Genomic DNA, 14,206 nt, shown 5'->3' with positions numbered 1-14,206 from the left:
GGCGCCCGTGCTCCGTGCTGTATCTTCCGGGCCATGCGCCAACTCTTGACTCTGCTGCTGTTGCTGGCCGCGCCCGCCTGGGCCGCTGTACCGACGGGCTTCACCGAGACGCTCTTTCAGTCGAATGACCTGAACCAGGCCACGAGCATGGCGTGGGCCCCCGATGGTTCCGGGCGCTTGTTCATCACCATCAAGTCGGGGGCCATCCGGGTGGTCTCGACGGCGAACGGCCTGCCGCAGACGACGACGCCGGGCGGCACCACGCTGGTGACGAGCCTGTTCGCGACAGAGCCGGCCGTCCACACCAACAGCGAGTGCGGCGTCATCGGCATCGCGTTCGACCCGAACTACATCGTCAACCGCTACGTCTACGTCTTCGTCACCGTCTCCGCCACGCAGCAGCAGATTGTCCGCTACACGGACTCCAACGGCACGGGCACGGCGCGCACGGTGATTGTCTCCGGGCTGCCCACGCGCGGAGAGAACCACGATGGCGGCGGTATCGGCTTCGGGCCGGACGGCAAGCTGTACTTCTCCATTGGTGACCTGGGGAACGGCACCGGCGTGGATGCGGACCTCACGTCGATGGCGGCGAAGGTGAACCGGGCCAACCGCAACGGCACGCCCGCCAACGACAACCCGTTCAACGACGGCGTGGGGCCGAACAACGAGTACGTCTGGGCGCGCGGCTTCCGCAACCCGTTCACCCTGACCTTCCAGCCGAGCACCGGCCTGCTCTGGGTCAACGTGGTGGGCACCGGCTACGAGCAGACCTTCGTCGTGAACCGGCGCAACCACGCCGGCTACAACGACTACGAGAACAACCAGCCGGCCGGAAACGACTACATCACCCCCGTCATCAAGTACCGCACCAACAACCTGGACACGCGCACCCTCACCGGGACGGGAGCCGTGCGCGCGGGCGGCGTCGCCACCTTCACCACCACGGGCACCCACGGCTTCCGCAAGGGCGAGAAGCTCACCATCGAAGGTGTCGCGGACGCGTCCTTCAACGGAGACTTCTATGTCGCCAGCACCCCCAGCGCGACGACCTTCACCCTGACGCAGACGGGCCTGCCCGATGTCAGCAGTGGCGGTGGCACCGCGAAGACGCAGGAGCTGGGGGGCTGCATGAACGGTGGCGTCTTCTACGACTCCACGCTCTTCCCGGCCGAGTACCGCGGCAACTACTTCTTCGGCGACTACAACTCCGCCAACTTCATGCGCGTCACGCTGGCGGAGGACAACACCGTGGCGAAGGTGGACCTGTGGGGGACGAGCTTCAGCTCGTATGTCGACGCGACGGTGGGACCGGACGGGGCGCTGTACACCATCGGCGTCTCCAACGGACGCCTGCGCCGCATCGTGCCCACCGCCCCCGGACAGCGCCTGGTGGTGTCCGGGCTCTATCCTCGCGTCGTGGAGGGGGGCCGGGCCACCTTCACCGTGCGGCTGGCGGAGGCTCCCTCGGCTCCGGTCGTCGTGGACGCCTTCCGGGCGGCGGGCGGCAGCACCGACCTGCGCCTGTCCGGTGTCTCCACGTTCACCTTCACGCCGCAGGACTGGAGCGTTCCCCGCGTCGTGACGATTGAGGCGCTGGAGGATGCGGACGCGGTCGTGGACACGGCCACCTTCACCGTGGCGTCGAGCGGGCTGACCTCCGAGTCGGTGCTCGCGACCACCATCGAGGACAACTCCGCGCAGCTCGTGCTCTCGTCGAGCAACGTGCGCGTCACCGAGGGTGAGACGGCGACGTTCGACGTGTCACTCAACCGCGCGCCGGCGAGCAACGTGACAGTCACGGTGGCGCGTACCGCGGGCGACACGGACCTCTCCGTGCAGTCCGGTGCCTCGCTCACCTTCACTCCGGCCAACTGGAACACGCCGCAGACCGTCACGCTGAGCGCCGCCTCGGACGCGGACAACGCGGACGGTGTCGCCACCTTCACCGTGTCCGCGACGGGCCTGGATTCGCGCGCTGTCACGGTGACCGAGGCGGACCAGCAGGACCTGGCGCCCGTCATCACCTCCACGGCCCTGACCACCGCGGTGGTGGGCAACCCGTACCGCTACGACGTGGAAGCGCAGGGCCGGCCGGCGCCCACGTACTCGCTCACCACCTCGCCGCCGGGCATGTCCATCGACGCGGCCACGGGCCTCATCTCCTGGACGCCCACCACGGCCATGACGGTGGAAGTGGTGGTGCGCGTGGTCAACACCGTGTCCCCGGCCGCGACGCAGACCTTCTCCATCACCGTGAAGGCGGACGAGGCACCGGTCGCGGTCCTCACGCGGCCCACGGCGGAGGAGCGCGTGTCGGGTGCGTCCGCGGAGTTCTACGGCGACTGCATCGACGACTCCGGCTGCACGCGCGCGGAGTTCTTCGTCGACGGAGAGCAGCGCTACGTCGACGAGCGCACGGACAACCACTTCCACTTCGGCGGCGAGCACAACCGCTGGGACACGACGGACCTGGCACCCGGTGGCCATCTGGTGAAGTTCGCGGTGGTGGACACCGCGGGGAACCGGAACGAGGTCGAGGTGAAGGTGTGCGTCGGTGATGGCGACTGCACGCTGGTGCCGCAGGGGCCTCCGGATGCGGGCTCGGAGCCGGACGCAGGCTCGGAGCCAGACGCGGGTGCACAGCCCGACGCGGGTGCGCGGCCCGACGCCGGTCCCATCCTCCAGTCGCCTGGGGAGGATGACGGCTGCGGCTGCGGCGCGGCGCCGGTGGGCCCGCTCGCGTGGGTGGCCCTGGCCGCGCTGGCGATGTCGCGCCGCCGTCGTCGTCAGGACTGACGGACGCGTGCCTTGAGCACCGGTGCTCGCCCGGCCGCCTGAATCAGGGTGTCGGCCAGGGCGAGCGCCGGAGCGATGTGGGTCTCCAGCGTCTCGGTGGACTGGGGGACGCCCCGGTGCTCCGCCTCCAGCAGTCCGGCGACGATGGAGAAGCGCTGATAGTGACGATGGGCGCGCAGCAGGTGTTCGCCCACCTGGGGCTTGGTGAGCAGGGCGTGCGACTCCGGCGACAGGCCCTTCAAGTCGAGCGCGGAGTCCAGCGCCACGTCACCCAGCTCCTCGTCGCGCGCGCCGAACAGCTTCAGGAACTTGTTGCCCAGTCCCTCGGTCTCTAGATGGAGCTCCTGGGGCACCAGGTCGCTCACGTCCAGGCGCAGCACCATCACATGGTACGTGCCCTGGCCTCGGCCGCGGACCTCGGTGAGCAGGGAGAGCTGCCGGTCCTGGTGGAGCCCCTGCACCTCCATGAAGTCCTTGGAGCTGGTGAAGCTCCAGCCTCGCCGCGTCGCGAAGACGAGCCACGCCTTGCGCTGCCGACGCTTGTCCCTGGCGGCGAGGGCGAGGACGAGCACGGCGAAGAGCGCCGTGCCCAGGAGCGCGAGCACGGGGAAGAGGGCGGATTCCATGGAGGCAAGCATCTCCCCGAGGGGGCGGGCGCGGCCAGTCACCTTCTGGGGTTCACCGGGCCCTCAGGACGCGTGGGGCAGGGTGGGGGTGCAAAGCCGCGAAATTCCAGGTGCTTGCCCATATGTCAGAGGGAGCGTGTAAGGGAGCAGGCGCCCGGCGCTTGGAGCAGGCGGCTTCCCCGGAGGAGGCTGCCGGGCGGCCTGAGTGCCGTGGGGTGAGGGAGGGTGAACGCGGGATGCGCTTGCTGCACACGTCGGACTGGCACCTGGGACACACGCTGTACGACGTCTCGCGGGAGGCGGAGCACGGCGCGTTCCTGGAGTGGCTGCTGGACACGCTGGAGGCCCAGGCGGTGGACGCGCTGCTGGTGGCCGGCGACATCTTCGACACCTCCAACCCCAGCGCGGAGGCCCAGGCGGCCTGGTACCAGTTCGTCGCGAAGGCCCGGCGGCGGTTGCCCCGGCTGGACGTGGTCGTCATCGGTGGCAATCACGACTCGGCCGCGCGGCTGGATGCGCCAGACCCGCTGTTCGCGGCGCTGGGCGTGAAGGTGGTGGGCGGGCTGCCGCGTGAGCGGGGCGCGCTGAACCTGGAGCGACTGCTGGTGCCGGTGCACGACGCGAAGGGGCGCGTGGGGGCGTGGGTGGCGGCGGTGCCCTACCTGCGGCCGTCGGACCTGCCGCCGGTGGCGGAGGACGCGGGGGACCGGTTGGTGGAGGGCGTGCGCGCGGTGTACTCGGAGGTGCTGCAGGCCGCGAGGCACCGTCGTCAGCCGGGGCAGGCGCTGGTGGCCATGGGCCACTGCTACATGACGGGCTCGGAGCTGTCGGTGCTCAGCGAGCGGAAGATTCTTGGCGGCAACCAGCATGCGCTGCCCGTGGAGTTGTTCTCGGACGACGTCGCGTACGCGGCGCTCGGGCACCTGCACAAGGCGCAGCGCGTGGGTGGGCGCGAGGGCGTGCGCTACAGCGGCTCGCCCCTGCCGTTGTCGTTGTCGGAGGCGGGGTATCGGCACCAGGTGTTGCTGGTGGACTTGAAGGGGGACGTGCTGGAGGGCGTGCAGTCGCTTCCGGTGCCGCGTCGCGCGGAGATGGTGCGCGTGCCGGCGCGGGACGCCGCGACGCTGGAGGAGGTGCTGGCGTTGCTGGAGGCGCTGCCGGCGCTGGAGGCGGACGCGGAGGAGTGGCGGCGGCCGTATCTGGAGGTCTGCGTGTCGCTGCCCCGTCCGGAGCCGTCGCTGCGGCAGAAGGTGGAGAAGGCATTGGAGGGACGCGCGGCGCGACTGGTGAAGCTGACGCCCGCGTACACGGGCACGGGAGGCGCGCTGGCGGAGGTGAGCCCGGGGTTGTCGCTGCGAGAGCGCACGCCCGAGGACGTCTTCCGGGCGCGGTATGCGCGGGACTATGAGGAGCCGCCCTCCGAGGTGTTGCTGGAGGCGTTCCACACGCTGTTGACGCAGGTTCAGGAGGACGCGTCATGAAGGTCCTCTGCATTCGTGGCAACAACCTGACGAGCTTCGCGGGGAACTTCGCGCTGGAGCTGGACAGGCCGCCGCTCGACAGGCTGGGGCTGTTCGCGATTACGGGCGCGACGGGCGCGGGCAAGAGCACGCTGTTGGATGCGCTGTGTCTGGCGCTGTTCGACCGGACGCCGAGGCTGGGTGGGCGCGGGGGTGTGCCGGTAGGGCGCGCGGACGAGGAGGAGGAGGCGCGGCTGTCCGCGTACGACGTGCGCGGGATGCTGCGGCGAGGCGCGGGCGAGGGCTTCGCGGAGGTGGACTTCCAGGGGAAGGATGGGAAGCGCTACCGGGCGCGCTGGTCCGTGTGGCGGGCGCGCAGTCGCGCGGAGGGGCGCTTCCGGCCGCAGGAGATGACGCTCACGGAGGTGGCCACGGGACAGCAGTTTGGCCGCACCAAGGGCGAGGTGCTCTCGGCCATCCAGGAGCGGCTGGGGCTGTCGTTCGACCAGTTCCGGCGCTCGGCGTTGCTGGCGCAGGGCGAGTTCGCGGCCTTCCTGAAGGCGGATGCGAACGAGCGCGCGGAGCTGCTGGAGCGGATGACGGGCACGGAGGTGTACAGCCGGCTGTCCATGGCCGCCCACGAGAAGAACAAGGGTGAGCAGGAGGAGCTGACGCGCCGCGAGCAGGGGCTGGCGGCGATTTCGCTGATGGAGGCGGGGGAGCGCGGCGCGGCGGAGGGGCGGCTCGTCGAGGAGGCCCGGGCGCGCGAGGAAGTGGAGGCGCGGCTGGGGGAGGCGGAGGGCGCGGCGGCGTGGCATGCGGAGCGGGCGGCGCTGGTGGTCGCGCAGGGAGAGGCGGAGGCGCGGGAGGCGAAAGCGACGGAGGCCCTGACGGCGGCGGCGCCTCGGGCGAAGAAGCTGGAGGAGGTCCGCGCGGCGGAGTCATTCCGAGGGCCGGTGACGGCGGCGGAGGCGGCGCGGCGGCGGTGGGAGGAAGTGGACGCCGCGCGTCGGACTCGCGGCGCGGAGGTGGAGGAGGCGAAGGCTCGGACGGCCGGGTTGTCGGGGGCGTTGCGGGTGGCGGAGGACGGTCGAGGGGAGGCGCGGTCGGCGCTGGAGGTGGCGGCGCCTGCGTTGGAAGCGGCGGCGGAGCTGGACGCGCGGAGTGCGACGGCCGCGCGCGAGGCGGAGGAGGCGCGGGGCCGGGCGCGGGTGTCGGAGGCAGAGGCGGCGAAGGCCCGGGCGGCGTTGGAGGAGGTCGTGGTCCGCGAGGAGGCCGCGCGGGTGGCGGGTGAGGGGGCTCGGGTCTGGTTGTCCGAGAAGGCCCACTGGGAGGCGCTGGCGAGGGAGTGGCCGCGCTGGCAGCGCGAGCTGGAGCGCTACGAGGCGGCGCTGGGCGAGGGACGGACAGCGCGGGCGACCGTGGAGAAGCTGCGCGGGGACGTGGACCTGCTGCGGGACGCGGAGCGCCTGAGGCGTCAGGAGCGGGACTCGGTGGCGGAGGCCGAGGCGCGTGCGCAGGCGGCGGCGGCGCATGCGGAGACTTCGCTGGGCGAGGGGACGGGCGTGGAGCGGCGGGTGCAGCGGGAGTCGCTGCTCGCGAGGCAGGAGACGCTGCGCGCGCTGGAGTCGGCCCGGCAGGGGCTGTGTGCGGGCGGGGCGGAGGCGCGAGATGCCGCGCGCGAGGCGGCGGCGGCCCAGGAGGAATCGGAGTCCGCGTCAGGAGCGGTGCGAGACGCGGGGATGCGGCGGGTGGAGCGTGAAGCGGCCTTGAAGGAGGCGCGTCGTGCGCTGTCCGTGGCGCAGGCGACGCAGGGCCACGCGGCGCAGCGGGCGCTGCTGCGCGAGGGCGAGGCGTGTCCGCTGTGTGGTGCCACGGAGCATCCGTATCGGCACGAGGTGCCCGCCCTGGCGGGGCTGGTGGCGGAGTCCACCGCGCGGGTGGAGACGCTGGAGTCCGAGCGGAACGAGTGCTCGCGAGAAGAAGTGGACGCGAGCGCGAGGCAGGCGGCGGCGAGAGCGCGAGTCACGCAGGCGGAGTCTCGGCGCGAGGGCGCGGCGGCTCGCTGCACGGAGCACCGCGACGCATGGGCGCGTGGGCGCGAGCAGTGGCGACGGGCGCGAGCCTCCGGAGAGCATGGTTCGGCGTCCCCTGATGATGGGACTGCTCGGGTGGGCGCCGTGGGCGCGCGGGATGCCGCGTCACCGAGTGGCGAAGGGGTGAGCCCGCGAAGTGCCGGTGCACGCGACACAGTGCCCGAAGCGGGCTCGGCACCGGAGGCGGGCACCTGGCTGGAGGCGATGGTCGCTGACGTCCAGGCGAAGCTGTCCGCGTTGAAGTCCGAAGAGGAGGCCGCCGAGGGGCTGGCTCGGATGGCGCGCGAGGCGCGTGCGGCGCTGGAGGCACAGCGCACCCGACGAGAGGTGGCCACCGAAGCGCTCCGGCGCGCGGAGGAGTCCTTCACGCGCGCGGAAAGTGCGCTGAAGGAGGCCCTGGCTCGGATGGAGGCGGCGGACGCGACGGTGCGGCAGGTCCTCGCGGACGTGTCTCCCATCTTCGCCGCGGACGCGGGATGGGAGGCCAAGCTGGAGGCCGCTCCCGCGGACTTCCGGCAGAAGTGCGGCAAGCGCGTCTCCATGTGGAAGGAGCGCGAGGACATCGTCCAGAAGGCGAAGGCACGCGAGGACGAAGAGCAGCGACACCGCGCACGCGCCCAGGGCTTGCTGGAGGTGAGTGCCCGTCGCGCCGAGGAGGACGCCGCGCAAGCCGTGCTCAAGGAGCAGGCCCGGGATGAGGCGGCTGGGGCTCGCGCCGCGCTGCTGGAGGGTCGGCCCACGGAGGAGGTCCGCGCGGAACTGCGAGCGAAGCTGGACACGGCGCTGGCGGCCTACGAAAAGGCGCGAGCGTCGGCCGAAGCGGCTCGGCAGGCGGAAGGCGTGGCCCTGGCCCGCGCGGAGGACGCGGCGCGCGACCTCGCTCGGGCGCAAGAGGCCCTGGAGCTGGCGCACAAGGAACTGGAGCAACGGCTGGTGGCCCGGGGTGTCTCCCTGGACGCGGTGAAGGCGTTGCTGGCGAATGATGCCGCATGGTGCGAGGCGGAGGCGCGGGCGCTGGCCGTGCTGCGCGAGGCCCAGGCCCAGGCGCGCGCGGTGCACGACGAGCGTCGCGAGCGGCGCACGGGCCACGAGGCGAGCGGACCGCCGCGCCTCTCAGAGGAGGAAGCAACCGCCGCCCGGGAGCGCCTGCGCGGAGACGTGGAGGTCCGGAGGCGAGCGGAGGCGATGCTGCGTGCGCGACTGGAAGCGGACGACTCGGCCCGAGCCCGTCACGGCACCGAGGCGCAGGCCATCGCCGAGCGCAGGCGCGCGGGCGAGGTGTGGAAGGCACTGGGTGAACTCATCGGCTCGCACGATGGAAAGCGCTTCAAGGTCTTCGCCCAGAGCCTCACGCTGGACGCGCTGTTGCTGCACGCCAACGCGCACTTGCAAGAGCTGGCGCGGCGCTACCGGCTGATGCGAGTGCCCGGGCATGACCTGGACCTCCAGGTGGTGGACGGGGACATGGGCGACGAGGTGCGGGGCGTGGCCAGCCTGTCCGGAGGCGAGAGCTTCCTGGTGTCCCTGGCGCTCGCGTTGGGGCTGGCCTCGCTGTCCTCGGAGACCACGCAGGTGGAGACGCTCTTCATCGACGAGGGCTTCGGGACGTTGGACCCGGAGACGCTGGAGGTGGCGCTGGCCACGCTGGACGCGCTCCAGGCCACGGGGCGCCAGGTGGGCATCATCTCCCACGTCTCAGGGCTGGCGGAGCGCATCGGCGTGCAGGTGCGCGTGGTGAAGCAGGGCGGTGGCCGCAGCCGGCTGGTGGTGGAGGGAGACCTGGGCCTGCCCTACGTCGCGGTTCAGCAGCTCGCGTGAGGTCCGAGCCTCACACTCCCGTGCCCATCAACCCGCGCACCACGGCGGCCACGGCCAGTGGGGTGGCCACGCGGTCATCCGAGAGCGCCGCGAGGGCTCGCGCGAACTGCTCCGCCGAGCCGAAGCGCTGCGAGGGGTGAGGCGCCAGCGCGCGGTCCAGCACCAGCGCGAGCGCGTCCGACACCTCGGGGACCTGCATCCGCACCGGCTTCACCCGGCCATGGCGGATGGCGGACTCCACCTCCTCGCCAGGACCGGAAGGGAAGGGGGACTCCAGCGACAGCAGCTCGTACAGCAGCACCGCGGTGGCCCACAGGTCCACCGCCACGGACACCTCGCCCGCCAGCAGCTCCGGCGAGCGGTAGTGCTGCTTGCCCAGGCGCCGCGCATCCAGCGCAATCCCCGCCCGCGAGCGCGCCACGCCGAAGTCCGCCAGCTTCACCTCACCGGTGCGCGACAGCAGCACGTTGTGCGGCGACACGTCACAGTGCACGACGCCCAGCGGGCGGCCCGTGGTGCTCGTGGCCTTGTGCGCATGCGCCAGGCCCTCCAGCACCTGCCGGACGATGAGCACGGAGATGTCGATGGGCAGCTCGATGCGCCGCCGCCGGCATTGCGCCAGCACCCGTCCCAAATCAGGCCCCTCCACCAGCTCCAACGCGAGGTAGCCCCCGTCGGCCAGCTCGCCGTACTCCACGAAGCCGACGATGTGCGGATGACGCAGGCACCGGGCCAGCTCCGCTTCATGCAGGAGCTGCTCATGCGCCTCGTCGTCGTGCGAGCGCTCGGGCCGCACGCGCTTGAGGGCCACGTGCTCCCCGGCCCTCGGGCCCTCCTTCACGCGCGCGAGGAACACCTCCGCCATGCCGCCGCGCCCCAGGCGGGACAGCAACTCGAAACGGCCACAGTCCCTCGGCCAGGTCTCCACGGCGACGTCCATGACTCAGTTCGCCCCACCCACCAGGCTCGCCAGGTAGTGGTCGAGCGTCCGGGAGAACGTAGCGTCGTCACTGAGGAACGCGAGCCCCACGCCACCGCTGTAGGGGTCATCCACCACGTGCACCACCACGGCCTCCCCTTGGAGATGCTCTCCGTTGGGCAGCCTCACGTCCACGGTGACGACGCTGTCGGTCGGAGGCCGGTGCGCGGTGCGCACGAAGAGCCCCCCGTTGGAGATGTTCAGCGCGTGCTCCCGCACGAAGTCCAGCTCGGTGCGGAACTCCAGCTCCAGCCGCACCGCGAAGCGGCGCCCCCGACGCTGGGGACTGCCCGGAGGCGTGGGCGGCACGCGGCGGGGATCATCCTCCGCCAGGGGCACGGCGGCGACAGGCGGTGTCGCCGGGGCCGAAGGAGGCGCGGCGGGCACGGGGAGCTCGGGCCGGGTGGCCAGCGCGCTCACGTGCTGCTCCAGCGCGCGCGCGGCGGCGGTGCGCTCGTCGCCACCATAGGCGCGTCCTCCCGCGAAGGTGCTGTTGCGAAGCGCATCGCGCTCCAGCTTGGGCAGGCGCCACAACTCCACGAAGGTGCCACCACTGCGCTTCACCTCGTCGGCGAGCCGCTCCACCGCGGCACGCGGATAGCCAGGGGCCTCCACCTTGAGCTCGATACCGGCCTGCTCGGCCTGCACGGCGACCACGAGCTGCATCGATTGAGCGGAGGGCAGCATCTCGCCAAGCCCCTCCACCACCGCCGCGGCGCGTTCTGGTGAAGCCCCTCTATTCCACAATGCCGCGAGACCGAAGACAGGCACGAAAGGGACGATAGCCGACGCTTCCCACCCCGCGAACTCTGTTCGCCAACAGTCATGGCGCAATCCGCCCATGAGGTTGGACAGCGAGCATACGAAGAGCGACGAAGAACTCGTACGCGGGGGAATAGTCCCTGACCAAAAAGCCCAGGTCTTCATAGACTTCGATTTCCCCCTGACTCATCCCAACCCCCCCCGGAGTCAGGGCCATGGAGTCGAATGATGCGCATGCCCTTCGCCCGGCTCATTGCCTGCGTGCTCGTGTCAGCTTCGTTGCTGGCCGGATGCGGTGGTTCCGACCCAGACCCCAAACCCACTGGAAACAACGACGACGACGCGGGGACGCACGTCCCGGACAGCGGCCCCCCACCACCGGAGGACGCGGGCGTCGAACCTGACCCGGACCCCGACCCGGGGACGGTGCCGACGGATGTGAACGACAGCAAGAACCCGACCAAGGACTCCGACTGCGACGGCCTCACGGACGCGGAAGAGTTCGCCAACGTCTATGCGGGTGGGTTGAAGACGGACCCGGGCAAGCGTGACACCGACGGCGACGGCATTCGCGACGGTGTGGAAGTGGGTCGCACCTCCAGCGTGGACCCCAACTGCTCCTTCCGCGCGGACATGGACCCTTCCTCCGTGACTTCGCCGGTGAAGGCGGACACGGATGGCGACGGCATCCCCGACGGCCTGGAGGACACCAACCGCAATGGCGCCCGGGAGGTGGGTGAGACGGACCCCAACGCCATCGACTCGGATGGTGACGGGCTGGCGGACGGCGTCGAGGACGCCAACCACAGCGGCACGGTGAGCCCCGGCGAGACGGACCCGCGCAAGCGCGACACGGACGGCGACGGCCTGTCGGATGGGCTGGAGCGGACCATGGGCACCAACCCGCTCAACCCGGACACGGACGGCGACTCGTGCAGCGACGGCGAGGAGGACCGCAACCGCAACGGCGTGCGGGACACCGGCGAGACGGACCCGAAGGTGGCTGACTGCGCCGCCTCCATCCCCGACGCGGACTTCGACGGCATCCCCGACGCGGTGGAGACCGCCACGGGCACCAACCCGAACGCCGCGGACACGGACGGCGACGGCCTGAACGACGGCATCGAGGACGAGAACAAGAACGGCAAGGTGGACGCGAACGAGACCGACCCGCGCCTGACGGACACCGACTGTGACGGCCTGCAGGACGGCCCGGGCCGGGGGGGCTTCCTGGGTGAGGACGCCAACGGCAACGGCAAGGTGGACGGGAACGACACGGACCCCGCCAACCCGGACACGGACGGCGACGGCCTTCGCGACGGCGTGGAGCGCGGCGTGACGACGGCCGCGGCGCCGCGCAAGGACTGTGGCTACTCGGGGGACACGGACCCGAGCACCACCACCAGCCCCACGACGGCGGACTCGGATGGCGACGGCATCGCGGACGGCGCGGAGGACGCGAACCAGAACGGCCAGGTGGACACGGGCGAACTGGACCCGAAGAACCCGGCGGACGGCGCGCCCAACACGCCCGCGGGTCAGGCGTGCCGCGCGAGCAACCTGCGGCCTGTCACCTTCAAGGAGGACAACGGCGCGGACGTGCGGCTCGCGCTGCCCGCGACGTTCAAGGACGCCAACATCACCAACATCACCGTGGCGGGCTCCACGGTGGGCGTCATCGGCTGGGATGACACGAAGCAGGTGACGCTGATTGCGTACAAGCGTCCCCAGGTGGGCGGCTCCACCACGCCCGCGGGCGACGAGGCGGGCATCCGCGGCAGCGCGTTCTCCACCGCGACGAGCGACTACGCGCAGACCTTCACCACCTGGGACGGCTACGCGGCGCTGGCGGCGCGCTACTCGCTGCCGGGCGGTGATGACCTGAAGGCGCAGACGAACACGCTGGTGCGCTCGCTGGTGCCCTCCAGCACCGGCTCGCTGGCGGGCGCGGCGGGCATCACCGGTCCGTTCACCATCCAGGCGCAGTACGTCCACCGCTCCAACGACAGCGTGCTGGTGGTGCTCGCGATTACCCCCACGACTCGCTACAACGAGGCGGGCAGCCTGTTCGCGCTGGCGGACACGGCGGGCGGTTCGGCGCTCGCGCAGTTCGGTGACGCGGACGCGGTGCAGTGCGAGCTGTTCACCTCGCGCCAGGCGGTGGTGGACTTCCTCTTCGTGGTGGACGACTCCGGCTCCATGTCCAGCTCGCAGCAGTCGCTGGCGGACGCGGCCACGGCCGTGGCGAACAAGCTGGCCAACTCCACGCTGGACTGGCGTCTGGCGATGATCACCACCAGCTACACCTCCACCAACAACAACCACGTCAACCGCAACCTGGTGCGTGGCTTCACGCGGAACGTCAACCAGTTCCGCGCGTGGCTGACACAGAACAGCACCTGCGCCACCGGCCAGTGCAACAACCTCACCATCCCCGCGGGGACGACGCCCACCACCTGTACGAACAACCAGTCGTGCTGGGTGGGTTTGAGCGGCAATGGCGACGAGAAGCCCATGGACGCGGTGCGGGCCGCCATCAACAACGTGCTCGTGCCGAACGGCACGTCCTCGGACTCGCGCATCCGCGAGGGCGCCAAGGTGGTGGTCGTCATCCTCACGGACACGCACGACTACTCGACGGACTCCATCGCCACCTTCGAGCAGTACTTCCGGAGCACCGGCACCACGGCCGCGACGAAGAACCCGCTGAACCAGGTCATCCAGGTCCACGGCATCATCTGCCCGCCGGAGTTCGCCACCAGCAACACGGCGACGTGGTGTCACAACCAGGAGGACCCCCGCAACCCGAAGCACCTGGACATCATCCAGGCGACGGGCGGCGTGGTGGGCAGCATCCGCAACTCCACCTCCATCACCACCACCATCAACGGCATCATCGACAGCGTCATCGCGTCGGTGGGCTACCGCACGCAGCAGCCGCCCATCGGCGCGTCGGTGAAGGTGTCGGTGGCCTCGGTGGCGGACGCGGTGGCGTGCCCCACGGCGTCGGACCTGCCGCGAAGCCGCACCAACGGCTTCGACGTGGATGGCATCAACCGGACGCTGTCGTTCTTCGGTGGCTGCCGGCCGCTGGCGGACAACACGGCGGCGGCGGTGTCCTACCGCTACTGGAGCGACCGGACGACGAACGCCAACGGCGTGCCTCCTCCGTGCCGCGCGGACCCGTACTACGACGCGACGGAAGCGGACTACTGCGACGGCAAGCTCTCCTGCAACCGGACGACGGACAAGTGCGAGTGCCCGTCGGACTGCGGTGGTGGTGGGGGCGCTCCGGGCCAGGTGTGCAACACGGACCCGGCGGTGTGCGCGTACACGTGTGCCTCGGATTGTGGTGGCACGTGCGGCACGTATGAGTCGTGCAACTCGGCGACGTGCGCGTGCTCGTGCGTCCAGACGGCCACGTGCGCGGCGGGCTACAAGTTCGACCCGAACGTGTGCGCCTGCGCGTGTGACACGTCGTCGCTGAGCTGCGGCTCCACGGCCACGCCGGATGCGGCCTCGTGCTCCTGCGCGTGCAAGGCGGACTGCGGCGGCTGCCCGTCGAACACGGCGTGCAACCCGAGCACCTGCGCCTGCGAAGGCATCATCGGCTGACGGTGACGTGAATCGCCGGCCCTCTTTTGAGGGCCGGTGCTTCGTCGGAAC

7 protein-coding genes are annotated in these 14,206 nt (G+C 71.1%); 4 read left to right on the top strand and 3 right to left on the bottom strand.

From position 1 onward, the window contains the following. The first annotated feature begins 33 nt into the window (after positions 1 to 33). Complete coding sequence (locus G4D83_RS36245) at positions 34 to 2,799, top strand: PQQ-dependent sugar dehydrogenase (RefSeq protein WP_163869472.1); 2,766 nt, start codon at positions 34 to 36, stop codon at positions 2,797 to 2,799. Here the strand turns inward: G4D83_RS36245 and G4D83_RS36240 are convergent. Beyond that, complete coding sequence (locus G4D83_RS36240) at positions 2,790 to 3,425, bottom strand: hypothetical protein (protein ID WP_163869471.1); 636 nt, start codon at positions 3,423 to 3,425, stop codon at positions 2,790 to 2,792. The two genes, G4D83_RS36245 and G4D83_RS36240, sit on opposite strands and share 10 nt — an antisense overlap. Positions 3,426 to 3,661: 236 nt before the next feature. Between G4D83_RS36240 and G4D83_RS36235 the strand changes: the two genes are divergently transcribed. Together G4D83_RS36235 and G4D83_RS36230 are read left to right on the top strand one after the other, a co-directional pair. Continuing rightward, on the top strand, positions 3,662 to 4,906 hold the full coding sequence (locus tag G4D83_RS36235; protein WP_163869470.1) for an exonuclease SbcCD subunit D C-terminal domain-containing protein: 1,245 nt from the start codon (positions 3,662 to 3,664) through the stop codon (positions 4,904 to 4,906). Then, positions 4,903 to 8,799: an AAA family ATPase gene (locus tag G4D83_RS36230; RefSeq protein ID WP_163869469.1), complete on the top strand. Its 3,897-nt coding sequence runs from the start codon at positions 4,903 to 4,905 to the stop codon at positions 8,797 to 8,799. Before G4D83_RS36235 ends, G4D83_RS36230 begins: the two co-directional genes overlap by 4 nt. 10 nt (positions 8,800 to 8,809) lie before the next feature. Here G4D83_RS36230 and G4D83_RS36225 read toward each other — a convergent pair whose 3' ends face one another. Together G4D83_RS36225 and G4D83_RS36220 are read right to left on the bottom strand one after the other, a co-directional pair. Then, a complete protein-coding gene (locus G4D83_RS36225) occupies positions 8,810 to 9,739 on the bottom strand; it encodes a serine/threonine-protein kinase (RefSeq protein WP_163869468.1) in 930 nt (309 codons plus the stop codon). 3 nt (positions 9,740 to 9,742) lie between these two features. Then, positions 9,743 to 10,549, bottom strand: a complete 807-nt coding sequence (locus G4D83_RS36220) for a TIGR02266 family protein (RefSeq protein WP_163869467.1) — start codon at positions 10,547 to 10,549, stop codon at positions 9,743 to 9,745. 219 nt (positions 10,550 to 10,768) lie between these two features. On the opposite strand from G4D83_RS36220, the gene cglD reads away from it, so the two are divergent. After that, positions 10,769 to 14,155, top strand: coding sequence for an adventurous gliding motility lipoprotein CglD (cglD, locus tag G4D83_RS36215; RefSeq protein WP_163869531.1), 3,387 nt, complete (start codon positions 10,769 to 10,771; stop codon positions 14,153 to 14,155). The last annotated feature ends 51 nt before the right edge of the window (positions 14,156 to 14,206 follow it).

Source organism: Myxococcus eversor, from assembly GCF_010894455.1.
Taxonomy (GTDB): Bacteria; Myxococcota; Myxococcia; order Myxococcales; family Myxococcaceae; genus Myxococcus; species Myxococcus eversor.
Note: the sequence above shows the minus strand (reverse complement) of the source record. Positions and strands in the feature narration are given on the sequence as shown.

Excerpts from the sequence above, each read along its gene's own strand:
- G4D83_RS36245 (WP_163869472.1), top strand. The coding sequence starts at position 34 with ATGCGCCAACTCTTGACTCTGCTGCTGTTGCTGGCCGCGCCCGCCTGG.
- G4D83_RS36240 (WP_163869471.1), bottom strand. The coding sequence starts at position 3,425 with ATGGAATCCGCCCTCTTCCCCGTGCTCGCGCTCCTGGGCACGGCGCTC.
- G4D83_RS36235 (WP_163869470.1), top strand. The coding sequence starts at position 3,662 with ATGCGCTTGCTGCACACGTCGGACTGGCACCTGGGACACACGCTGTAC.
- G4D83_RS36230 (WP_163869469.1), top strand. The coding sequence starts at position 4,903 with ATGAAGGTCCTCTGCATTCGTGGCAACAACCTGACGAGCTTCGCGGGG.
- G4D83_RS36225 (WP_163869468.1), bottom strand. The coding sequence starts at position 9,739 with ATGGACGTCGCCGTGGAGACCTGGCCGAGGGACTGTGGCCGTTTCGAG.
- cglD (WP_163869531.1), top strand. The coding sequence starts at position 10,769 with ATGCGCATGCCCTTCGCCCGGCTCATTGCCTGCGTGCTCGTGTCAGCT.